A 22084-nucleotide genomic window follows, 5' to 3' on the forward strand; every position below is an offset into this window, starting at 1 on the left:
CATAAGTTAATGAACGGCTGCGCTTGTTTCAACTCACCTGTTATGGATGGCGTGACGCCGGGTTAAATGGATTGCCGTATGTGCTATACAGCGTCCGAAAGGCTCGTAAATGTAAAATCACGGATTTTAAGCGGGGGAATAAGGCTCCCGTTAATACGCACCGATTTCCCGATCGCTTCCACATTATTGAGCATGATCACCGGACTTTCGTTGAACCGGAAATTCTTCACGGGATATTTGATCTGACCATTTTCAATATAGAAAGTTCCGTCGCGCGTGAGGCCTGTATAGAGTAACGTCTGCGGGTCGACGGTACGGATGTACCAGAAACGCGTAACCAGGATACCTTTCTCGGTGCCCTTGATGAGATCGGCCAGTGACTTGTCGCCACCCGGAAAAATGATACCATCCGGCGATGGGATCGCCTTTACACCCTTTTTTTCCGCCCAAAACCGCGAGTAGTACATGTTTTTCACTACCCCATTTTCAAACCAGGTTACTTTCTCTTGCGGCCTGCCGTCGCTGGCAAATGGCGACCCCGGTATTTCGGTATTTGTGGGGTCGGAATAGATCGTCACGCGTTCATCGAGCAGCTTTTCACCCAATCGGGTCTGGCCGCCTTTTTTGCCCAGAAAGCTTCTGCCTTCATCGGCGCTGCGTCCATCCATATTCCGCATCATGTTCAGAATGAGATCATGGGCGGCGGTCGGTTCGAGGATAACGGTATATTTGCCTGGTTCCAATGCCTTGGCATTCACAGATGCCATTGCCTTTTGCATCGCAATTTCCGTGGCCGTCTGGGCATTCAGTTTGGCCGCATCGTTGTAATCGCGCTGCACGAAGCCCGAGCCGGTGCCATCCGCAGTCCTCACCGTAACCGAAAAATCTACGGACGTCGATTTGTTATAACCAAACAGCCCCTTGTTGTTCCCCAGCGCCGTAAACCCGCTCGTGTCTTGCATGAAACCGGCTGCGGTCAGATTCTTTTTGGAACAAGGTTCAATGCTGCCAAAAGCCGCCTTGGCGCGGAACTCTGGGCCGATTTCCGCCGTGCTATCCGCGAAAGCATTAGTGTTCACATATTGCTGTGACCCGAGCATAGGCATATATTCTGGATTGTCAGGCGCAAGCTTCGCGATTTCCTCCGCGCGCCGCACGGTCTTTTCCAGAGACGCGTCGTCAAATTCATTGATCGTAGCCGTCCCCGATTTTTTGCCATAAACAGCTGTAACGGAGAGCGACAAATCAGTGGTCTCACCGCTCGTCGACACCGAATTGCGTGCATAACGGATATTGCCCGTCCGGTTGCCCGAAAGCGACGCGCTGATCTCGTCAGCCTTCGAAAACGCCAGGACTTTATCTATGATTTTTTTTGCTTGTTCTTTTGTAAGGATTGCCATTTTGCGTGATGCTTTTTGATGGTCGTTTGCAAGGGAAGAAAGGGAGGAAGGAGAAAAGGGAGGGAGGGAGATGTGAATGCATTCCTTCCTCCCCTTATTCCTTTTCCTCCCCTTCCTCCTCTCTTAAATTTTTCGTCCTGTATTAATAACATTCACCCCGTTAAACCTCGTCGTCGAACTTCCGTGCGAGACGGCGCTGATCTGAGCGGGTTGACCTTTGCCGTCGAAAAACGATCCGAAGGTGCGGTAATCGTCCTTGTCGCAAAGCTGTACGCACGAGTTCCAGAATTCCTGGGTGTTGGATTGATATGCAACATCTTCGAGCATTCCCGTGATTTCGCCGTTTTTGATTTCGTAAAAAACCTGTCCTCCGAACTGGAAGTTATAGCGCTGCTGATCAATTGAGTAGGAACCTCTTCCGACGATGTAAATGCCCTTTTCCACACCTTTGATCATATCGAGCACGCTGCGTTTCTCACTACCCGGTTTAAGACTGATATTCGGCATGCGCTGGAATTGAACCGAGCTCCAATCATCAGCATAGCAGCAGCCGTGCGACTCTTTTTCGCCCAGTATTTGTACCTGGTCGCGGATCGCCTGGTAGTTGACAAGTATCCCGTCCTTGATAATGTCCCATTCTTTACAGGGAACGCCCTCGTCGTCGTACCCCACCGCACCCAGCGTATGTGCCTGCGTCTTATCGGCGACGATATTGACGAGTTTGCTGCCGTAATTAAAGTTCTTTGTCTTCCATTTGTCCAGCGTCGCGAAGCTCGTACCGGCGTAATTGGCTTCATAACCCAGCACCCGGTCGAGCTCCGTAGGGTGCCCTACCGACTCGTGAATGGTGAGTCCGAGGTGGTTGGGATCTAAGACAAGGTCATACTTGCCCGGTATCACGGATTTCGCCGTTACTTTCTCCTTAGCCTGCTTCGCCGCCATGATCGCATCCTCGACCATGTCATAAGCGTTGCGATAGCCCACCAGACCGTTCGGGCCGGCGATTTTTTCACTTGCCAGGGCGTCAAGATACTCGTAACCCATACCCATAGGCGAGCTGATCGCGTCACGGGTTTTGAACTTGCCCGAAGCTTTATCGGTCACGGTCACGGTGAATGTAGGCCAGATCCTGTGAACATCCTGATCGATGAAAGAACCGTCGGTTGAGGCAAAATATTTCTGCTCGTTGATAAAAAACAGGTTGGACGTCACAAAGTTGGCACCATTGTCCATGGCAGCACCGTTGACGTTCATCAGCAGGTCTATCTTTTCCCTAACCGGAATTTCGAATGCATTTTTGGTGAGCGGCGTCTTCCATACCTGATCGCCAACGCCTTTCTGCACGGCTAGTACGACGGGTTCTTTCTGAAACTTCGAATTCGCTTTGGCGATGGCAACTGCGGTAGCGGCGCATTTAGCGATACCGTCGGGCGTCACGTCGCTCGTAGCCGAAAAACCCCAGGTACCGTTAGCGATCACACGGACACCGATGCCGTAAGACTCGCCATTCACGATATTCTGAACCTGCTTTTCACGGGTAAACAGGTATTGCTGCAAATAGCGGCCGATACGGACGTCCGTGTACGTGGCACCCTTGTCGCGGGCGGCATTCAACGCTATTTCGGCAAGCTTTTTCTTGGTTGTGGAATCGAGCCAGGGGTTGAGCAGCTGCTCTTCGGCCACGGGATTCCCGATGACGGGGACCTCGGAGAGCATCATAGCGCCCAAGCCAAAGCCTGACATCTGCATGAAGTGTCTTCTTTTCATTGGTTAAGGTTTAGCCTTCCGGCAATAGATGAAGAATGTCGGATGTTGACTCTCCAATGTAATCAATATATCCTCAACAAATATTCGTGTGGCAATTTTTTTTACGGCAAACAGTTTGCGGCAAACGATTTGCGGCAAACGGTTTGCGGCAAACGGTTTGCGCCAAACAAAAAAGCGCCGGAAACCACATGGGCTCCGGCGCTCTCCGCATTCGGATAATCAATACCTAATATAAACGTGAGATCATCAACGTCCGGAGCTGCTGTTCATCCCATGGCTTGTTAACATAGCTATGAAAATACCCCTTTCCGGCCGCCCAACGAAATTCTTCCGTGTACGCATTGCCCGTAAGCAGTACCCGCATGCTGGAAGGATATTGATCGGAAGCCAGTTTGAGAAATTCAAGCCCTGTCATTTCAGGCATCTGATGGTCTGCAAAAATGACGTCTATCTTGTGTTCATCGAGAATTTTCAACCCTTCTTCGGTTGAATTGGCCAGATAAATTTGGGCATCTCTTCGGAAAGTCGCCTTAAAGGAATTCAGATTATTGATTTCATGGTCAACATAAAGGATGCTCATAGTTATTAGATCGATCGGGGGGTTACTACAAAGCAAATTTATGAATTAACTCATTAACCAGAACAAAATCCGGGGTTGTACCAAACAACCGAAAGCCTTGTGTAAATTCCCAAAGGTATCACATTTTGCACCTGTGTAGCTAAAAAACGACTCACACTCAGCATCTTATTGACAAGTATTTTATTTAACGGTAAAATCTTTGTCAATTAAAATGTTGAAAAATAATTAGATCGATCGCCTAAATATGCTGATACCGGTCTTTCAACAGGTGCATCATATGCACATTCACGTCCCACTGGCTCACGAGAGGCATTTGCGTGTAGGGCATAGCCGGCATGTAAGGTGCAGGTCCAAACTCGGTGGTGATCGTGAGCGTAGTTCCGTTCTGAGCATGAAGCGATGCGATACGGTCCCACCAGCTAAGGTGTGCTTGGAGCACATCTTCCCATTCTGGTGCGCGGGGGTCGTTCACTTGCGGGCCTTCCGGGTGACCTACGCGGCTGTGGATATGGACGGTGCGGGAAATGGCGAGGGCTACCTCGTCGGACAGATCCGCCAAAAGTGATTCGTGGACGCTGCACCAATGCGAAATATCCAGCGCAATGCGGAGCCCGGGGTCGGATTGGAGGTAACCCATCGTGATATGGGCCGCGAAAAGGCTTTTGCCCCGATGTGTTTCGTGGATAATTGGTATTCCGGAATCGGCGGAAAGTTTTGCAGCCAGCGCAAAAAGTCTTTCATTTTGGGCTGCATTGAAATAATCCTTGCCCGTCTGACAATTGATGAGCACCGGTCGGGCTTCGATCAGATTGCGGAGGTATTTCTCGTAGTTTGCCGCGTGCTCGTCGATATCTTTCTCGAACGACTGCCAGTACTGCCCGATTAGCAGGAGATCATGGGCTGCCAGCGTGTCGAGGATGGTTCGCTTTTCAGCCGGATCGAAAGGCAGTGCCATTTCTACACCGTCGTAACCGGCGGTTTTAACATTTTTACAGAAAGTATCAAACGGAAGGGTATTCCCCCACTCCGGAGCATAAAATTGAATGGTCATTCGGTTGGCAATCAGCTTTTTTGCAATAGTTTTTCAATTTCTTCCAAAGAGCGGCCTTTGGTTTCGGGAATGCTGGTCCGGATGAAAAAGAAGTAGACCAGGCATATCGCTCCATGGATCAAAAAGGTGACCGGGATGCCGAAATACTGATTCATGATCGGAAACAGCGCCGTGGTGAAGAAATTGGCGATCCATAATGCGAGTGTCGCCACCGCCATCGCATTCCCACGGATGCGGTTCGGGAAGATTTCTGAGAGTACCACCCAGGTAACCGGTCCGAGCGTGGCCGAGTAAACGCCGATAAATGCCAGCACAAAGATTAGTATCCACCCCCCCGACCATTGCAGGTAAAATGCGGCCGACAGCGCAATTGCGTCGGCGAACAACAGAAAGGAACCGTATTGAAGCAGTTTCTTACGGCCGGCCTTGTCAATTGTTCCTATGGCTATGAAAGTAAAAACGAAATTGGTGACCCCAATGATAACCGATTGTAAAAAAGCCGAATTCTGCGCCATACCGGCCTTTTTGAAGAGCTCCGGAGCATACGAAAAGATAGAATTCTGCCCGACAATCTGCGAAAATATGGCGATCATAATGCCGATAAATACAATATGCCAAACGTCTTTGTTGAACAGTTCAGAAACTTTGGAGTCAGGTTTGTTGGCAAAACTCTGCTCAATCTGCTCCTGTTCGGCCAATGCATAATCCAGCCCACCGACTCTTTCCAGCACAATATGCGCCTCGAATTCCCTGCCCGTGCGAATCAGCCACCGGGGGCTTTCAGAAGCCATAAAAAGACTGAAATAGAACAGCAGTGCCGGAATCGACTGGGACGAAAACATCCACCTCCAGTTATCCTCGATATCCAGCAAAAGGTAATTGGAAAGATAGGCGAGCAATATGCCCACCACAATAGAAAGCTGGTAAAACGACACCGTGGTGCCTCGCATAGGTGCGGGCGAAATTTCGGCCAGGTAAATCGGGCAAACGAGCGCCGCAGCCCCAACGGCCACACCACTTAGCATACGGAAGCCGATAAACATCGGAAAGTTCTCCGCCCAGCCGGTACCGCCGCCCGTCACCGCAAAAAGTATGGCACAGATCATTAGGAGCTTCTTGCGTCCAAGCCGTTCGCAAAGCAAGCCGCCCATGATGGCGCCAATTGCAGCCCCCAGGTTGATGCAACCGACAGCCCAGCCCGTTTCCAGTTCATTCAACCCGAAATGTGCCTGGAAAAACCCGACCGTCCCGGAAATGATGACCAGGTCGAACCCAAATAATATCCCGCCCAGCGCCGCGATGGCACTGAGCAAATAAACATACCCTTTGTTGATCCGGACAGGCCCCGTCCCATCCAGTCCGGGCTCGGAACCCGAAAACGTCCCGGCGAGGTGCGCCATAGTGTGTACTTTATTTAAGTGATACGTCTGCTTCTTTGCTCAGAAAATCAGCCTCCGACTCGGTCAGGCCCGCCGTGTCCCAGGTAAGCAGCGCTTCGTCAGGAACGATTTCAATGGGCGTTATGCTCGCCGCCGACGATGACGATTCATTATGTCCGACATTGGTAGAACGGTTGTAGCACGAAATCAGCGACCAGCGCGGACGGTCCGAGACGTTGGCCTCCGAACGGTGCAGTATATTGCTGTGAAAGAACAGCGCGTCGCCCGCGTTCAGCTCTACGAAAACGTGTTCCATCGTTTTTAGCGCGAGGTCAACATAACGCTGCGACGCGCCCACCTGCTCGCCCGAGAAGCCGTGCTCTACCCGGCCCATCTTATGAGAGCCTTTAATGACTTGCAGGCAGCCGTTTTCCACATTGGCGTCCGTCACTGCGATCATCACCGACATCATCTGTTCGGGATAGAGAAATTCATTTTTATACCAATAACCGTAATCCTGGTGCCATTCCCAGGCCCCGCCTACGCGCGGCTCTTTTTGCATGAGTTTGGAATGGTAATGGCAAACCGAATGCCCCTCGTCGCCAGGCTGACGTTCGAGAAGCTGATCCACAGCCCCCACTAACGTGTTGCCCCTGGTCAGCAGGCCGTACACATCATCGCCGGGTTTGTACCACAGGGAAAGCTTGCTCCGCTTACCGGTGCTGTCGTTGACATTGATGGCATGCTTGCTGATCGAGGCATCGTCTATCGCAATATGATAGAGCCTTGAAACTTCCTCTTGGTCGTAAAATCCGCGGACGATCAGGTAACCATCCTTATTGTATTGCTGAATCTGAGCGTGTGTCAAAAGTTGCTTTGCCATGGAAGTGGGATTAGGAATAGTACTTTAACATCCCAAAATTCAGCTATTCCAGGAAATAAACGAATGAACGATTTTGTCTAAAACATGGATTATTTTATCTTTACCTAGTTCAATACCTCCTCATTAAAACACACATTATGCGCAAAAGCAGAGGCTTCGAAGGTGAGCTGATCATTGATATACCCAAAGTGGCAACTTCCCATTGCGAGCAGTTACCGCTGATCAGCCAGCTGTTCATCGCAAGGATGGGTTATTATCCCAAAGCATTACACCATTATTATCAGCGACCAAACGGCATTTCACAAGCTATCCTGCTGTATTGCAGCGCCGGTCAGGGTTGGATTGAACTAGGCGGGAATGTCGCTCAGATACACGCGGGCGAAGTCGTTGTCCTGCCGACCGACGTACCTCATTCGTACGGTGCCAACCAGATCAATCCGTGGAGCATTTACTGGCTTCACCTTGCAGGCGGCCATAGCAATGCAGCCGCAGCAGCGGTCATGGAACGGGACGGCGAACCTGCAAAGGCGGTCCAGGTAGGGTTTTCCGACGAGCGCAACGCACTTTTCACGCACATCGCCAGAACTTTGCTGAAAGGATACAGCGCCTCTAATCTGATCCATGCCAATCTGGCCTTACCGCATTACCTTTCGTCATTCATCGCGCCCGAGCATTTTAGCTCGCAGAAGTTGTCAGAATCCTTTGCAAGCCCTACCGAAAAGGCAATCCTGTACATGCAGGAAAATCTTTCCAGTTCCCTTACACTGGATAATATTGCCCGTTCGGTAAATTTATCGGTTTCATTTTTTTCCAGAAAATTCAAAAAAGATACCGGCTATGCGCCGATTGAGTATTTCAATTATCTCCGCATTCAGAAGGCTTGCCAGCTGCTTCATTTCAATACCTGGCGGATAAATGAAGTGGCTTCCGCCATCGGAATCGACGATCCGTTCTATTTTTCGAGGCTGTTCAAACAGCAAATGGGCCTGTCGCCTGCGCACTATCGAAAAAATAAGGGGATAGAACGGCAGTAAAAAAGACAGGTGCCGGAATTATTAAGCATATTAAGACCTAATCTAATCACCATAGGACATGTTAAGAAAAATCCTGCTCGCCCTTCTGGCCGCTTTCATTATCATTCAGTTTATCCGTCCCGAAAAAAACCTCTCCGACGACCAGTCGATGAACATCGCGACTAAATATGACGTCCCGGCCGACGTGAAGAACATCCTGGAAGTGGCCTGCAACGATTGCCACAGTAACAAAACCGTCTATCCATGGTACTACAATATCCAGCCTGTGGCATGGTGGATGAACAACCACATCGTAGACGGCAAGCGGCACCTCAACTTCTCGGCATTCACCGGCATGTCCATTGCACGGCAGAACCACAAGCTGGAAGAAACAGTCGAAATGGTGGAAGACAATGCCATGCCGCTTGAATCGTATACTGCATTGGGTATGCATGGCGACGCAAAGCTCACCACTGCGCAGCGCGAGCGCCTCATCCAGTGGGCAAAAGCACAAATGGACACGCTGAAAGCAAAATATCCGGCCGACAGCCTGATCATGCCTAAAAGAACCCCCGCGCCCGGACAGCACTAGGCCGGTGATATAACGGGCAGCGATGCATTCGTTTGTTGCTGCCCGTTACCATGTCAGTTTTTAAAAATCCTTTGCGTGAATAGCTTTTCATTTCCCTTCTCCACACTCAGGAGATAAATTCCTTTGGCCACATTGGGAATTAATATACGGCCGCTGCCATCCATTTTGCGGCGCATTACTTCCACGCCGGCCATACTGGTGAGTTTCACGGTAACGATACCGGTGTACGGAGGCATTTGCAAGTCCGCGTAGTCGCTCAGCGGATTCGGTCCGATGCGGAATGACACATCGCCCTTGCGATACAGGGCGATGATTCTGGAATAGTCAAATTGTCCGTCAAAATCTACCTGTTTCAGCCGGTAATAGGTAGTGACAGCCGGCGTTTCGGTGTCGGTGAAAGTATAATGGTGGGCCACGGAGGTGGTGTTGTGTCCCTTTAATTCCCCTATCATACGAAAATCAACGGCGTCGGTCGAGCGCTCGATTTCGAAACGGTCGTTATCGGTTTCCGAAACCGTTTTCCAGTACAATTGCGCCTGTCTGTTATCCAGCTCCTTTAAATAAAAACCAGCCAGCTCCACAGGTAACGGGTCCTCGATCGGCAATGTCGAATGCGCGAGCAAGCGAACGTAAGCAGCCTGATAATAAATCGCCGGCTCTGTGATCTCCCAGCTGTTGGTAGGCCAGCCGGTGTTAAAATCGAGGTAGCTTTTCTGGCGCGGCTGACCGAATGGGGGCGATTGGCCGCCGATCGTGTAGTCGGCATTGGGCCCGCCCACAACGTAACCCGGCGCCGGGCCGTTCGGCGACGTAAGGGCATTGTCGTAAATGGTGCCGTCGTTGAACCACGTATGATAAATCTCGTTGGCGCAACGGTCCCCGCCCACCGCGTACATATTCGACAAATACACCACTCCCTGCGGATTAACCCCATGAAAATAATGGATCTGCTCCGCGGCCTTGCGTTGCAGGCTTGCCGCACTGCCAAGACCGGCTTTAAGCATCGTACGGTTTACATTGGCATAATCGGCTTTGGGCATGTTGCTGCCCCAGTGATACGACCAATCGGGCATAAAAGCGCGGTAAAGATCGGCCGTCGTCCAGCCGAAGAAGTCGTTCCAGTTACCGTTCACGGCCGTTCCTGCCGAGTTCAGGATCGCCGCCGCGACCGTCGGATTGGCGCCCGGAAGCTTGGCGTAGCGCAGCAATGCATCCTGCAATTCGGTAGCATCGACGCCCCAGTAACCCGAGCTCATCACGTCGGTACCCGCGTAATTGTTGGCCACAAACTGGTTATAAACTGCATTGCCGGTCCGCTCGAAAAGGTAAATCGCAGCGATCACCATCATATTCCGCTGCGGCCCGACGCCCACATCGGCATCGCCAGAAACAATGCTGCCATCGTCGCAATTGGTTTGCAGGGTATTTGAATTATAAAATGGCAACACATAATTGAAGCAGCTCACAGCTTTTGCTTCCAGCTGTCCCGCGTACGCACTCAGCGCGGGTACACCCGCATACACAAGGGCCGCATGCGAGAACACCGATGCGATGGTTGCCGACGCCGAAGTGCAGACAGGGCCATAGTAGCGGCCATCCACATTCACGCTCGGAGGCGAGGAAACATTTTCGCTGTAATTCCGGCTCCCCATTTTGTTGTGCGTACTGCCGTCGGCGTTCGTCATTTTGAAGAGCCAGTCGAGCTCCCATTTCACCTCGTCGAGCAGGTCGGAAATGCCGTTTTTGCTTTCGGGGATATTGAAATTATCTGTAAAAACAGCTGGATTTTCCTCGTAGGCATACAACAGGTCGTGCAGCGGACTGTGCGTGAAGGATACATACTTATTGTAATCCCCGGCATCGAACCAGCCGCCCGTCAGGTTCTTTTCCAGGGCTGCGTTCGTCTGGTCATACACGTACCGGCATTGCTGATCCTGCAATGCATGCATAAAATTGTTTCCGTCGGTCCATTTGCTTTGTGCGTACGGGGCTGTTTTTGCCATATTGCAGCGGTTGTAATAAAACATTTTCATGGCTGCCAGCATCACGTTGCCGTAAGGATTAGTCGTAATTTCAAAAACCGCCGATCGCTGGTTGCCCACCGGATCGAATACATAGTAAGTACCCGCGGTCGTCAACGCAGAGAAATCGAACCACCAGCCCTGATCGCCAGAGGTGCTCTGGGTATTGCCGTTATCCCAAACGGTAACCGGACCTGTGAACACTACTGCATTGGTGGCACTATTACGCACCTCCATGGTCGAAGGTGGCGTGTAGCTCAACGCGGCGTTGTATCCCACGACCGGGTTACTCAGTACCGCGACCTTTTCGGCCGTCGGCGCATAACCGAACTGATCGACGTGAATGAACTGGCTGATCTGTGCGAGGCCCGGCACGGACAGCACCAGGCATAACAAAAGTGTAAGAATACCCTTCCCGGGCAAGCGGAGGTAATGCTTCCTCATGGCTACATAGTTTGAGTTGAATAAAAATCCTGTTCAAGAATCAACAACAGAGCCGGCCAATGCCCTTTTCAGCTAGGATGGGAATCGTTTCAGGTTGTTCCGAAAGGCTCGGCCTGAAATACATTCAAATTTATTCTTAATATTTTACAGAACAAATAGACAAGTATCGTAGAATTTATTAACCGGAAGCATTTTCTTGTCTTTAAAAATAATGCAAAAATTTATTTAAATATTGATTTGTTTTTCTTATAATTGCATAGACAACTATTGGCTAACTTACAATCACGAAGTGCATGCCGATCTATCAACAACTAGGAACCATCCCGCCCAAGCGGCACACGCAGTTTCGTAAAACCGACGGCGGGCTTTACTATGAAGAACTCTTCGGAACAATCGGTTTCGAAGGCATGTCTTCCCTCCTCTATCATACCTGGCGACCGACGCAGGTCAAATCGCTGGGCGAGCCTTACGACGTGGCGCCACGCATTGCGGTGGCGAACAATATGACCATGCGGAAGCTGATCGGCTTCGATGTAAAACCCGCCGCGGATTACCTTGAGAGCCGCATCCCCCTGCTCATAAACCGCGACCTCATTCTGGGCCTGGCAGCCCCTACCGGCACGCCGATGTCCTATTTTTATAAAAATGCGGATGCCGACGAACTGCTATTTATCCATCGGGGATCGGGCAGGCTGCGCACGCCGTTCGGGCAGGTGCCGTTTACTTATGGTGATTACGTATTAATTCCCAGAGGCACTATTTACCAGATCGAATTCGACGGGCCCGACAACCGTCTGCTCTACCTCGAATCACACTCGCCCATTTACACGCCCAAACGGTACCGCAACCATTTCGGGCAGCTTACCGAGCATTCGCCGTATTGCGAGCGCGATTACGTTCTCCCGCGCGACCTCGAAACCTACGACGAGCACGGCGAGTTCGTGGTCAGGATCAAGAAACAAGGCCATATCCACCCCGTCACCTACGAAACACATCCGTTTGATGTTATCGGTTGGGACGGGTACAATTATCCCTGGGCTTTCTCGATCCACAATTTCGAACCCATTACCGGCCGCATCCATCAGCCACCGCCTGTGCACCAGACATTTCAGACCGACGCATTCGTGGTATGCTCTTTTTGTCCAAGGCTTTACGACTACCACCCGCTAGCCATTCCAGCACCATACAACCACAGTAATATCGATTCCGACGAAGTGCTCTACTACGTCGACGGCGATTTTATGAGCCGCAACGACATCGCGCAGGGACACATTACGTTGCACCCGGGCGGTATCCCGCACGGCCCACACCCGGGCGCGTACGAGCGCAGTATCGGCAAAAAAGAAACGCAGGAACTGGCCGTCATGGTCGACACATTCCGCCCCCTGATGCTCACTGAACAGGCGATTGCGATTGACGATGGGCGGTATTGGCGCAGTTGGGGGGAGGGGTAATTTTAAATGAGTGAATGGGCGATCCGGTCAGTCATTCACTCATCGCTCCGGCGACCCAGTCAATCATTCAATCATTCAGTCATTCAATCATTCAAAATTCATGTCCACACTAACAGCACCTCCCGCCCCAACCGTATCGACCGACTTCCTACCCATCAACGGCACGGATTATGTTGAGCTCTACGTCGGCAATGCATTGCAATCGGCGCATTATTTCCGGAACGCATTTGGTTTTCAGCCGTTGGCGATGGCCGGGCTTGAAACGGGACTTGGCGATCGTGAATCATACGTGGTGGTGCAGGACAAGATCCGCCTGGTATTTACTTCTCCATTGCACGGCGGCACGGCCATCGGTGCGCATATTGATCGCCATGGCGATGGCGTGAAGGCCATTGCATTATGGGTCGATGACGCTAAAACAGCTTACCGGGAGACTGTCAGCCGGGGTGCGCGGCCATTTTTAGAACCCGTTACCGAGAAGGACCACCATGGCGAGACGGTGCGGTCGGGCATATGTACTTATGGAGATACCGTGCACGTTTTCGTAGAAAGGAAACATTATGATGGTGTTTTCCTCCCGGGCTTTGTCGCGTGGCAGCCGGAGCATTCGCCGGAGCCTGTCGGACTACGCTATATCGACCATATGGTGGGTAATGTAGGCTGGAACGAGATGAACCGGTGGGTGAAGTTCTACGAGGATGTAATGGGATTTAAAATGATGGTTTCTTTTGATGATAAGGACATTTCAACGGAATATTCGGCGCTGATGAGCAAGGTCATGAGCAATGGCAACGGGCGGATAAAGTTTCCGATCAACGAACCGGCTGAGGGCAAAAAGAGATCTCAGATCGAAGAATATCTCGACTTTTACGGCGGCCCGGGCGTACAGCATATTGCCGTGGCGACGGACCATATTGTAGATACCGTGCGTGCATTGCGCGACCGGGGTGTGGAATTCCTGCGGGTGCCCACCGCCTACTACGACGACCTGCTCCACCGCGTAGGGCATATCGATGAAGACATTGCCAGCCTGCGCGAGCTCGGTATCCTCGTCGACCGGGACTATGAAGGTTACCTGTTGCAGATCTTCACCAAGCCAGTCATGCCACGTCCTACGTTGTTTTTTGAAATTATCCAGCGAAAAGGTGCCCAATCTTTTGGAAAAGGCAATTTCAGAGCGTTGTTCGAAGCGATAGAACGTGAGCAGATGCTGCGCGGCACACTTTAATGCCAACCCTTTTCAACCATGAACCAGGATTATGCACAATATACCGAAGCTGACCACCGGATGTGGAAACAGCTTTTCGAACGGCAAATGGAACAGCTTCCGCGCATTGCCAGCCAGGTCTATCTCGATGGTATCGGCAAAGTAGGGTTCGTCCCCGGCCATATCCCTGAATTTGAACGCGAAACCAATCCCGCGCTTCGTGCTTTGACCGGCTGGGAAGTGTTTGTAGTGCCCGGGCTGATCCCCCACCGCGAATTCTATACACATTTGTATAACAGGCAGTTTCCGGCGTCGAGCTGGCTGCGCAAGCCCGAACAGATCGATTACCTCGAAGAACCCGACATGTTCCATGATACATTCGGGCATGTGCCGCTGCTTAGTAACCAGCCTTTCTGCGATTTTATGGCGCATTTGAGCGAAGTCGCATTGAAGCACATCGACCAGGAGGAAGTTCTGCAACGCATTTCGCGGTTGTACTGGTACACGGTCGAGTTCGGGCTGATCCGAGAAAAAGGGGAGCTGAAAATTTACGGCGGCGGCATCATTTCTTCCTCCGGGGAAAGCCGGTACTGTCTGAAAAATGATGTGCAGAAAATCGATTTCGATCTGGCCCTCGTGCTCGATACGCCTTACCATATCGACCGCTACCAGGACCATTATTTTGTGATCAATTCCTACGACCAGCTTTACGAATCGGTAACAGGCATTGAGCCGTTGCTGGAAGCTTATCTGGCGCAACAAGCTTAAAAACCCATAAGCACCATGTTACAACCCTGGCTTCCGGTCGCACCAGATTCTGATTTTTCCATCCATAACCTGCCTTTCGGGATATTCAGTGACGACCGGCCTGCGCGTGCGGGAGTAGCCATCGGCAACTGGGTCGTGGATCTGGCAACGGCCTATGGATTAAACATGTTTCCGCATTATCCCGAAGCAGGGAGCGCGTTCAGGAAGCCGGTATTGAATGAGCTGGTTGCACTCGGCCGGAGCTTTTCCGATTATGTACGCAAAATTATCCAGACAGCTTTGTGCGACCGTGAGTCGGTTTTGCACCAATATTCCGACCACCTGCTGATCCCACAAAAGAAAGTTCAAATGCATATGCCTCTAAAAGTCGGCAACTACACGGATTTCTATTCGAGCGAGGAACATGCATTCAGCGTCGGGCAGATCTTCCGGCCCGAAAACCCGCTTTTCCCCAACTGGAAACACCTGCCTGTCGCCTATCATGGCCGGGCGTCCTCCATCGTCGTTTCCGGCACGCCGATACCACGGCCCCGGGGGCAAATCGGGCAAGCAGATGGCACTCCGGCCTTCAAACCGACCCATGCGCTGGACTATGAGCTGGAACTTGCATGGGTTATCGGCAAGGATTCGGCTGTCGGCCAGTCTGTTCCCGTTGCCGAAGCAGAAGACTACATTTTCGGGCTGCTGCTTTTTAACGACTGGTCGGCGCGCGACATTCAGCGGTGGGAATACCAGCCGCTGGGGCCTTTCACGAGCAAGAACTTCGCTTCGGGCGTTTCACCCTGGATCGTAACCTGGGAAGCCTTGCAGCCTTTCCGCGTACCCGCGCCACTGCAGCAGCCCCAACCGCTCCCCTATCTGGCACATCACCCGCGCCAGAATTTCGACCTTTCGCTTTCCGTCGGCGTCAGGCCCGGCCACGGAGAGGAATTTTTAGTATGCCAAACCAATGCACGCGATATTTACTGGACCGCCGCGCAGCAGATTGCCCATCACACAGTCACGGGCTGTAACATGCAAATCGGCGACCTGCTCGCCACCGGGACCATCAGCGGCAAAAACATCACCCAAAAGGGCTGCCTCCTCGAAGCTACGCTGAATGGAACTCAACCCGTAAAGCTGGGCGAAGATATCGAGAGGCGCTTTCTGGAAGATGATGACGAAGTGATCATGCGTGGTTTCGGGCAAAATGCAAATGTCCGGGTCGGCTTCGGCGAACTGCGCGGAAAAGTTCTTCCCGCGCTGCCGTGATTTCTATACCGTGCTACTTATTTTGAAATAAACATCCCATTCAAGCATTTGTAATAATAAATACCAATTGGTATATTTGTATTATGAATTTAGGAACGACCAAAGCCGAGCGCACCAGAAATTTCATCATCGAGAAAACCGCGGAGATTTTCAACCGGAAAGGATACGCGGGCACCTCCATGGCGGACATCACCGAGGCTACCGGCCTCACGAAGGGCAGCATTTATGGAAATTTCCAAAACAAGGAAGAAGTAGCCCTCGCGGTATTCGAATACAACCGCTCCCTTGTGTTCAACCGCGTGCAGGCCGAGCTGGAAAAGGCAGGGTCGTATTTTGAAAAACTGATGGTGTACGGCCGTATCTACAAAGATGTGATCGCGAGCGTGAGCAACCGCGGCGGCTGTCCTATCCTTAATACAGCCGTAGAGGCGGACGATACCAATATCCCACTGCGACTGAGCGCGGCCAAGGCGCTGTTCAGCTGGAAAAAAAACCTGGTCGGTATCATCGAAAAGGGGACCGGGGCCGGTGAATTCCGGAAGGGGATCAATGCGGAGGAAATGGCTGTTTCCATTATCGCATTGATCGAGGGCGGTGTCATGTTTTCGCAAGTGACCAACGATTATACCAACATGGATCACGTGCTCGCGACGGTGCAACTGCTCGTGAAAGGTATCAGGGCCTAACCAGTAAGCTTTCAGAGCCCTACTCTTCCTCTTCATCCGTGTTTTTCATTTTGGATAACAGCGCATAGGCTCCCTTTAAAACAAACCTGGGACTTCCGGGACTTCCGGCCGGCATTTTCACTGCTGTAAAACCATTTTCAGAAACGCCTTTCGTTATTTCCACCATTTCAAAGCTTCTGGCGTTCGTGGGATCCTGCACAAAAACATAGGATTTGCCTTCAAAATCGAGCACTGCTTCATCAGGCAATGCATTCACCGGGTTTGCACCTGTTTCGATAATGGCTTTTACAAAATTCTGCGGAAGCAGGCTGTGGTCCTCATTTTCAAGATGGCAATGCACCCGCACAGTGCGGTCGTCGTTGATCTTTTGATTGATAAGGTAAACTTTGGCAAGATCTTCCTCGGCCGGGTTGTTGCTCACCCGGAACCGTACCAGCTGTCCCAGCTTTACTTTTGGAATATCCTGCTCAAATACAGACAGTTCCACATGTAAATGATCCGTATCCACGATCTCGAACATCACGTCGGTAGGGTTGACGTATTTGCCCAGGTTCACGTTCACGACCGTTACCGAACCGGCAATAGGCGAGCGAATGGATGCAGTACTGGTGATATTGCCCTTTTCCAACCCTGCAAAATCTACACCCGCCGTGCGCACGCGCTCTTTCAAACCCGCCAGCCTGGCATGCAGCATTTTCAGTTCCGACGCCGATTGTTGTAAGGCCTTTTGCGCATTGACATTTTCTTTGCTGAGGTCGCTTTGGCGCTGAAATTCCTGCTCGGCATATTCCAGTTTGCTGCGTGTTTCGAGATATTCCTGCTGGATAGGGATAAAATCAGGATTTTCGATCACGGCGATTACTTCACCTTTCCGCACTTTCATGCCTTGCAGCAACTCCGATTTTCGTACAAAACCGCCCAGCGGAGCGGAAATGCTCACCAGGTTCTGCGGTGGAATGTCGATTACCCCGTTCGCGGCGACGGTCCCGCTCAGTTTCCGCACAGAAAACCCGCCAGTTTCTATCCCGGCAGTTTCATATTGTGCCTCTGTCAGCTCCACCCGGCTCGTTGCTCCATTTTCAGGCACCGCCCCGGCCTGAGCAGTCTCCTTTTCACTCGCCGGTTTGCAGGCGGTTATTCTCAGGAGGAGAACCAGGCCTAATACTATATTTTTCATCGATATATTCGGATTACTGCTCATTTAAAAGATATTCTATTTGGATAACCGATTGATTGTAAGCATATAACAATTCAAGCCAACTCAGGCGAATGCTGAGCGCGCGGTTCCACGCCTGCCCGTATTCGATATACCCGATTTCACCCGATTCGTAAGCTTTGCTCGCATTGTTCTGAATGGTACCGGCCAGCACCAGCGTGCTGGTTTCGTATAAGCCAAGGTTTTCCCGGGCAGTTTCCAGACTTCGGATAGCTTGTTGAAGATCGCTTCCAAGCTGCAAACGGGCCGTTTCGACCTGGTTCCTGGCAAGTTGCTCGCCTATTGCCGAGGCCCTCACCCTCGCTTTGGAAGCGCCATTGAAAATAGGCAGCTGCACGCCTACCTGCACCCCCTGAAAGCGCTTGCCAGAACCGTAAAACACTTCCCCATTGCCGGTATTCTGGAAACCCGTCAGTGACTGATTAAAATACCCGATATTAAACTCCGGTAGCATGGCCGCTTTCTGCACGGCCGTCTGCCTGCTGCCGATAGCCGCCTGCTGTGCGAGGTAGCGCAGGTACGGATTGGCGTTCAATGCGGCGGTGTCCCGTGCTGCGAGGTCTAAGCGGACCAACGAATCGGTTTCGGCTTCGGCGAGACTGGTACCGTTCACGAAAGTCTGTAATGCGCGTTGCAGGTTGAGCAAGTCGCCCTGGTTCCGGATGATCTGCGCTCGCACCTCGCCGAGCTGGCTTTGCGCTGTCGCGAATTCCAGCTGATTCGTCTCCCCGGTTTTGAACCGGATTTCCGCTGCTTTTACAAACCGCTCGGCCCGAAGCAGCTCACCGGCAAGCAATTTCCGTCTCGATTTCAGCAGGATCTGTTGCTGGTAATTGACCTTCACCTGCTTTACCAGTTCTGCTTTTGTAATCTCCATTTCCGCCTGCGCGCCATTCATTTCCTCCGATAGCAACGATTTCCGCTTAGCCACGGCAACCGGGTTCGGCAGGTTTTGGGATAAAAGAAAATGATGATCAAACTTGACACTGTTGTATTGTCCGCCCATCCATACCAGCTCCGTCTTTCCCGGGTCGGCAGCCGTTTTCATCAGAGCCTGCCGGTAACCCACGCGGTACAAATCGCCTTTGATCACCGGATTACGCTCCAATGTCTCGTCGATCGCCTGCCGGAGCGAAATTATCCGGGTTGGCAATGCCTGCTGGGCATTCGCACGGCCCGGCATCAGCATCGCGAGCATGACCAGCACCCCGGCAGCCGCTTTGCCACCCGGCCCCGATCCCCAGCGCCGCTCGACGATCCCATACCAAACCGGGAGCACCAATAACGTGAGCAATGTAGCCGATACCAACCCGCCGATCACCACCGTCGCAAGCGGACGTTGCACCTCCGCCCCCGCGCTCGACGACAGCGCCATCGGCAAAAAACCCAGCGAGGCCACCAGGGCGGTCATCAAGACAGGCCGCAGGCGCGTATCGGTACCCAGAAAAATCACTTTTCGCAAATCCGTCTCGCCCGATTTCCGGAGCAGGTTAAACTCCGCGATCAGCACGATGCCATTTAATACCGCCACCCCGAACAGCGCAATAAACCCTATCCCGGCCGAAATACTGAACGGCATATCGCGCACCCAGAGCGCCAGCACGCCGCCTACGGCCGAAAACGGAATCGCCGTGAGTATCAACAAACTCTGCCGCAGCGAGTGAAATGTAAAATAGAGTAGTAGGAAAATCAGCAACAGTGCCACCGGTACCGCCACAGCCAACCTGCTGTTGGCTTCCTGCAAATTCTGAAACTGACCGCCATAGGTCACAAAATAACCCGGAGGCAGCTTGATTTCCCGGTCGATCCGGCTGCGCAGCTCATTTACAACACTTTCGACATCGCGGCCACGCACATTGAATGCGACCGTAATGCGCCGTTTAGCATCTTCCCGCTGGATCTGATTGGCACCCGTCTTCATTTCAATGGTCGCGATCTGGCCAAGCGGGACTTGCTGGCCTTCCGCATTGGTGACAAACAACCCGCGGACGTCGTCGATATGCTGGCGGTCGGCCTTTTGCAGGCGTACTACCAGTTCGAAACGTTTTTCGCCTTCAAAAACCAACCCCGCGCTTGCGCCCGCGAATGCGGCATTCAACGCACGATTGGCATCGGCTACCGGAATGTGGAATTGGGCCAATTTATCGCGGTCGAACCGGACCACAATTTGCGGCAGGCCCGTTACGGCCTCCACATAAATATCCTCCGCTCCCTGCACTGCGCCGGCAAGCTTGCCTATGCGTGCACCCTGGCGTGCGAGCACGTCGAGGTCTTCCCCGAAAATCTTGATCGCAACGTCCTGTTTCACGCCTGTCATGAGCTCATTGAAACGCATTTGAATAGGCTGCTGGAACCCGAATGTGACCCCGGCAATGGATTCCGAAAGAACCGCGTGCATCTTTTCAGCCAGTTCCTCCCGGTTCGCTGCTTTTTTCCAAAGCGATTTTTCTTTTAAAATCACCATCATATCCCCGGCTTCTACCGGCATCGGGTCGGTTGGGATTTCCGACGAGCCGATTTTACCGACTACTTCCACCACTTCATCGGGAAAGTGTTTTTGCAGCACCGCGGCGGCTTTTAGCGTGGCGTCTACCGTTTCTGATAGCGAACTGCCTGTGAGTACGCGCAATTCAACCGCGAAATCGCCTTCATCAAGCTGAGGGATGAACTCGCCCCCCATCCGGGAAAAGAGCCAGAAGCTTCCGCCCAGCAGTACCAATGCGAGCAGCGACACGAGCCATTTCCTTTGTAATGAAAAAGCCAGCGCCGGGAGGTAAATGCGGCGGAAAAAGCCAACGATCCGGTCGGATATGCCTGGCTTGTAGTCGTTCTTCTTGCTTAAAAACAGGGCCGACATCATGGGAATGTAGGTTAATGAAAGAATAAATGCGCCTAGGATCGCGAAGCTGACCGTCTGTGCCATGGGCCTGAACATTTTGCCTTCAATGCCGACCAGGGCAAGTATCGGCAGGTAGACGATCAGGATAATGATTTCTCCAAATGCAGCCGAGTTCCGGATTTTTGAAGCCGATTCGTACACCTCCCGGTCCATTTCGTCCTGCGTGAGGCGATGGGTGTAACGTTTCGAAACAATGTGATGCAAAGTGGCTTCCACGATAATGACCGCGCCGTCGACGATCAGCCCGAAATCGATAGCCCCGAGGCTCATCAGGTTACCCGAAACACCGAAAAGGTTCATCATGCTCACCGCGAAAAGCATCGCCAGCGGGATCACCGATGCCACCACGAGCCCTGCCCGCATGTTTCCGAGCAGCAGGATAAGCACAAAAATGACAATCAATGCACCCTCGATAAGGTTTTTTGAGACAGTACCTATTGCATTGTTGACCAGCTTGGTACGGTCCAAAAATGGCTCTATCACCACACCGTCCGGCAAACTCTTGCGGATTTGCGTAATGCGCTCCTTCACATTACCGATCACTTCTGAGGAATTGGCGCCTTTCAGCATTAATACCAGTCCTCCCACTACTTCGCCCTCATTGTTGCGCGTCATGGCGCCATACCGTACTGCGCTCCCGAAACCCACCTCCGCAATGTCCCGGATCAGTACCGGCAGGCCGGTTTCCGTTTCCCCAACCTGGATTTTGCGGATATCGTCCAGTGTGCCGATCAACCCTTCGCTCCGAATAAAATAGGCATTGGGTTTCTTGTCGATATAGGCACCGCCGGTGTTCTGGTTATTTTGTTCCAATGCTTCGAAAATGCGGTCAATGGAAATCCTGGCACTTCTGATTCTCAGCGGGTCGATGGCGATTTCATATTGTTTCAAAAAACCGCCGAAACTGCTCACATCGGCAACTCCGGCCGTTCCGAGCAATTGCCGCCGCACGATCCAGTCCTGAATGCTCCGCAGCTCCACGGGCGAGTATTTGGTTTCAAAACCCGGTTTGGTATGCAAAACATACTGGTAAATCTCGCCCAGTCCCGTGGTAACCGGCGCCAGGCTCGGCGTGCCGGTACCAGGAGGAATCTGCTCGACAGCGCTGTGCAGCCGCTCCGAAACCTGCGCGCGCGCCCAGTACACGTCGACATCGTCTTCAAAAACAATGGTCACAACCGACAGCCCGAAGCGTGAGATCGAACGGATTTCTTCGGTATGGGGAATGGTAGCCATCACTGTTTCTACCGGAAAAGTGACCAGCCGCTCCACTTCCTGAGCAGCCAGCGACGGGCTGGTAGTGATGATCTGAACCTGATTGTTGGTTATGTCAGGCACGGCATCGATAGGCAGCCGGGTAAGCGAGTAAGTTCCCCAGGCCACCAAGGCAAGCGTGAATATTCCGACCACAAGCTTGTTGTGGATCGAAAAATGAATGATTTTATCTAACATTTTGGAATTAAATAGAATGGA

At 52.0% G+C, this 22084-nt stretch carries 16 protein-coding genes; 7 read left to right on the forward strand and 9 right to left on the reverse strand.

The features are described from left to right. Nucleotides 1–83 precede the first annotated feature (83 nt). From ACTJJJ_RS19870 to ACTJJJ_RS19895, 6 genes are all read right to left on the reverse strand, one after another. Nucleotides 84–1400 carry a TldD/PmbA family protein gene (locus ACTJJJ_RS19870; RefSeq protein WP_188937915.1) on the reverse strand — a complete coding sequence of 439 codons (1317 nt, stop codon included), beginning with the start codon at nt 1398–1400 and terminating at the stop codon, nt 84–86. Between the two features lie 123 nt (nt 1401–1523). Beyond that, a complete protein-coding gene (locus ACTJJJ_RS19875; RefSeq protein ID WP_188937913.1) occupies nt 1524–3167 on the reverse strand; it encodes a TldD/PmbA family protein in 1644 nt (547 codons plus the stop codon). Nucleotides 3168–3393: 226 nt separating this feature from the next. After that, complete coding sequence (locus tag ACTJJJ_RS19880; protein WP_188937911.1) at nt 3394–3747, reverse strand: response regulator; 354 nt, start codon at nt 3745–3747, stop codon at nt 3394–3396. A gap of 238 nt (nt 3748–3985) precedes the next feature. Beyond that, nucleotides 3986–4798 carry a sugar phosphate isomerase/epimerase family protein gene (locus tag ACTJJJ_RS19885; protein WP_440702761.1) on the reverse strand — a complete coding sequence of 271 codons (813 nt, stop codon included), beginning with the start codon at nt 4796–4798 and terminating at the stop codon, nt 3986–3988. Between the two features lie 11 nt (nt 4799–4809). After that, complete coding sequence (locus tag ACTJJJ_RS19890; protein ID WP_440702762.1) at nt 4810–6198, reverse strand: sugar porter family MFS transporter; 1389 nt, start codon at nt 6196–6198, stop codon at nt 4810–4812. Nucleotides 6199–6208: 10 nt separating this feature from the next. Beyond that, the gene (locus ACTJJJ_RS19895; protein WP_440702763.1) at nt 6209–7060 is read right to left on the reverse strand and encodes a phytanoyl-CoA dioxygenase family protein; all 852 of its coding nucleotides are present in this window, start codon (nt 7058–7060) and stop codon (nt 6209–6211) included. A 137-nt stretch (nt 7061–7197) separates the two neighbouring features. On the opposite strand from ACTJJJ_RS19895, the gene ACTJJJ_RS19900 reads away from it, so the two are divergent. Further along, complete coding sequence (locus tag ACTJJJ_RS19900) at nt 7198–8094, forward strand: AraC family transcriptional regulator (RefSeq protein WP_188937902.1); 897 nt, start codon at nt 7198–7200, stop codon at nt 8092–8094. A gap of 58 nt (nt 8095–8152) precedes the next feature. Then, nucleotides 8153–8665 carry a heme-binding domain-containing protein gene (locus tag ACTJJJ_RS19905; RefSeq protein ID WP_440702764.1) on the forward strand — a complete coding sequence of 171 codons (513 nt, stop codon included), beginning with the start codon at nt 8153–8155 and terminating at the stop codon, nt 8663–8665. 53 nt (nt 8666–8718) lie between these two features. Here ACTJJJ_RS19905 and ACTJJJ_RS19910 read toward each other — a convergent pair whose 3' ends face one another. Then, the gene (locus ACTJJJ_RS19910; protein ID WP_440702765.1) at nt 8719–11130 is read right to left on the reverse strand and encodes a glycoside hydrolase family 9 protein; all 2412 of its coding nucleotides are present in this window, start codon (nt 11128–11130) and stop codon (nt 8719–8721) included. A gap of 293 nt (nt 11131–11423) precedes the next feature. Here ACTJJJ_RS19910 and ACTJJJ_RS19915 point away from each other — a divergent pair, with 293 nt between their 5' ends. The 5 genes from ACTJJJ_RS19915 (at nt 11424) to ACTJJJ_RS19935 (ending at nt 16496) form a co-directional block, all read left to right on the forward strand. Then, nucleotides 11424–12584, forward strand: coding sequence for a homogentisate 1,2-dioxygenase (locus tag ACTJJJ_RS19915; protein ID WP_440702766.1), 1161 nt, complete (start codon nt 11424–11426; stop codon nt 12582–12584). Nucleotides 12585–12684: 100 nt separating this feature from the next. Then, nucleotides 12685–13812: a 4-hydroxyphenylpyruvate dioxygenase gene (hppD, locus tag ACTJJJ_RS19920; protein ID WP_440702767.1), complete on the forward strand. Its 1128-nt coding sequence runs from the start codon at nt 12685–12687 to the stop codon at nt 13810–13812. An 18-nt stretch (nt 13813–13830) separates the two neighbouring features. Beyond that, nucleotides 13831–14559 (forward strand): phenylalanine 4-monooxygenase, encoded by a 729-nt coding sequence (locus ACTJJJ_RS19925; protein WP_440702768.1) that lies wholly within the window; start codon nt 13831–13833, stop codon nt 14557–14559. Between the two features lie 15 nt (nt 14560–14574). Further along, nucleotides 14575–15810 carry a fumarylacetoacetase gene (fahA, locus tag ACTJJJ_RS19930; RefSeq protein WP_440702769.1) on the forward strand — a complete coding sequence of 412 codons (1236 nt, stop codon included), beginning with the start codon at nt 14575–14577 and terminating at the stop codon, nt 15808–15810. 83 nt (nt 15811–15893) lie between these two features. Further along, nucleotides 15894–16496, forward strand: a complete 603-nt coding sequence (locus ACTJJJ_RS19935) for a TetR/AcrR family transcriptional regulator (RefSeq protein ID WP_188937890.1) — start codon at nt 15894–15896, stop codon at nt 16494–16496. A 19-nt stretch (nt 16497–16515) separates the two neighbouring features. Here the strand turns inward: ACTJJJ_RS19935 and ACTJJJ_RS19940 are convergent, their stop codons facing one another. Further along, entirely contained in the window at nt 16516–17673 is a 1158-nt protein-coding gene (locus tag ACTJJJ_RS19940; protein WP_440702770.1) for an efflux RND transporter periplasmic adaptor subunit, read from the reverse strand. A gap of 13 nt (nt 17674–17686) precedes the next feature. Then, complete coding sequence (locus ACTJJJ_RS19945; RefSeq protein WP_440702771.1) at nt 17687–22063, reverse strand: CusA/CzcA family heavy metal efflux RND transporter; 4377 nt, start codon at nt 22061–22063, stop codon at nt 17687–17689. Between the last annotated feature and the right edge of the window lie 21 nt (nt 22064–22084).

The organism is Dyadobacter sp. 22481, assembly GCF_052044875.1.
GTDB classification, from domain to species: domain Bacteria; phylum Bacteroidota; class Bacteroidia; order Cytophagales; family Spirosomataceae; genus Dyadobacter; species Dyadobacter endophyticus.

Excerpts from the sequence above, each read along its gene's own strand:
- ACTJJJ_RS19925 (WP_440702768.1), top strand. The coding sequence starts at position 13,831 with ATGAACCAGGATTATGCACAATATACCGAAGCTGACCACCGGATGTGG.
- hppD (WP_440702767.1), top strand. The coding sequence starts at position 12,685 with ATGTCCACACTAACAGCACCTCCCGCCCCAACCGTATCGACCGACTTC.
- ACTJJJ_RS19910 (WP_440702765.1), bottom strand. The coding sequence starts at position 11,130 with ATGAGGAAGCATTACCTCCGCTTGCCCGGGAAGGGTATTCTTACACTT.
- ACTJJJ_RS19905 (WP_440702764.1), top strand. The coding sequence starts at position 8,153 with ATGTTAAGAAAAATCCTGCTCGCCCTTCTGGCCGCTTTCATTATCATT.
- ACTJJJ_RS19875 (WP_188937913.1), bottom strand. The coding sequence starts at position 3,167 with ATGAAAAGAAGACACTTCATGCAGATGTCAGGCTTTGGCTTGGGCGCT.
- ACTJJJ_RS19915 (WP_440702766.1), top strand. The coding sequence starts at position 11,424 with ATGCCGATCTATCAACAACTAGGAACCATCCCGCCCAAGCGGCACACG.
- ACTJJJ_RS19890 (WP_440702762.1), bottom strand. The coding sequence starts at position 6,198 with ATGGCGCACCTCGCCGGGACGTTTTCGGGTTCCGAGCCCGGACTGGAT.
- ACTJJJ_RS19870 (WP_188937915.1), bottom strand. The coding sequence starts at position 1,400 with ATGGCAATCCTTACAAAAGAACAAGCAAAAAAAATCATAGATAAAGTC.
- ACTJJJ_RS19940 (WP_440702770.1), bottom strand. The coding sequence starts at position 17,673 with ATGAAAAATATAGTATTAGGCCTGGTTCTCCTCCTGAGAATAACCGCC.
- ACTJJJ_RS19900 (WP_188937902.1), top strand. The coding sequence starts at position 7,198 with ATGCGCAAAAGCAGAGGCTTCGAAGGTGAGCTGATCATTGATATACCC.
- ACTJJJ_RS19895 (WP_440702763.1), bottom strand. The coding sequence starts at position 7,060 with ATGGCAAAGCAACTTTTGACACACGCTCAGATTCAGCAATACAATAAG.
- ACTJJJ_RS19880 (WP_188937911.1), bottom strand. The coding sequence starts at position 3,747 with ATGAGCATCCTTTATGTTGACCATGAAATCAATAATCTGAATTCCTTT.
- ACTJJJ_RS19935 (WP_188937890.1), top strand. The coding sequence starts at position 15,894 with ATGAATTTAGGAACGACCAAAGCCGAGCGCACCAGAAATTTCATCATC.
- fahA (WP_440702769.1), top strand. The coding sequence starts at position 14,575 with ATGTTACAACCCTGGCTTCCGGTCGCACCAGATTCTGATTTTTCCATC.
- ACTJJJ_RS19885 (WP_440702761.1), bottom strand. The coding sequence starts at position 4,798 with ATGACCATTCAATTTTATGCTCCGGAGTGGGGGAATACCCTTCCGTTT.
- ACTJJJ_RS19945 (WP_440702771.1), bottom strand. The coding sequence starts at position 22,063 with ATGTTAGATAAAATCATTCATTTTTCGATCCACAACAAGCTTGTGGTC.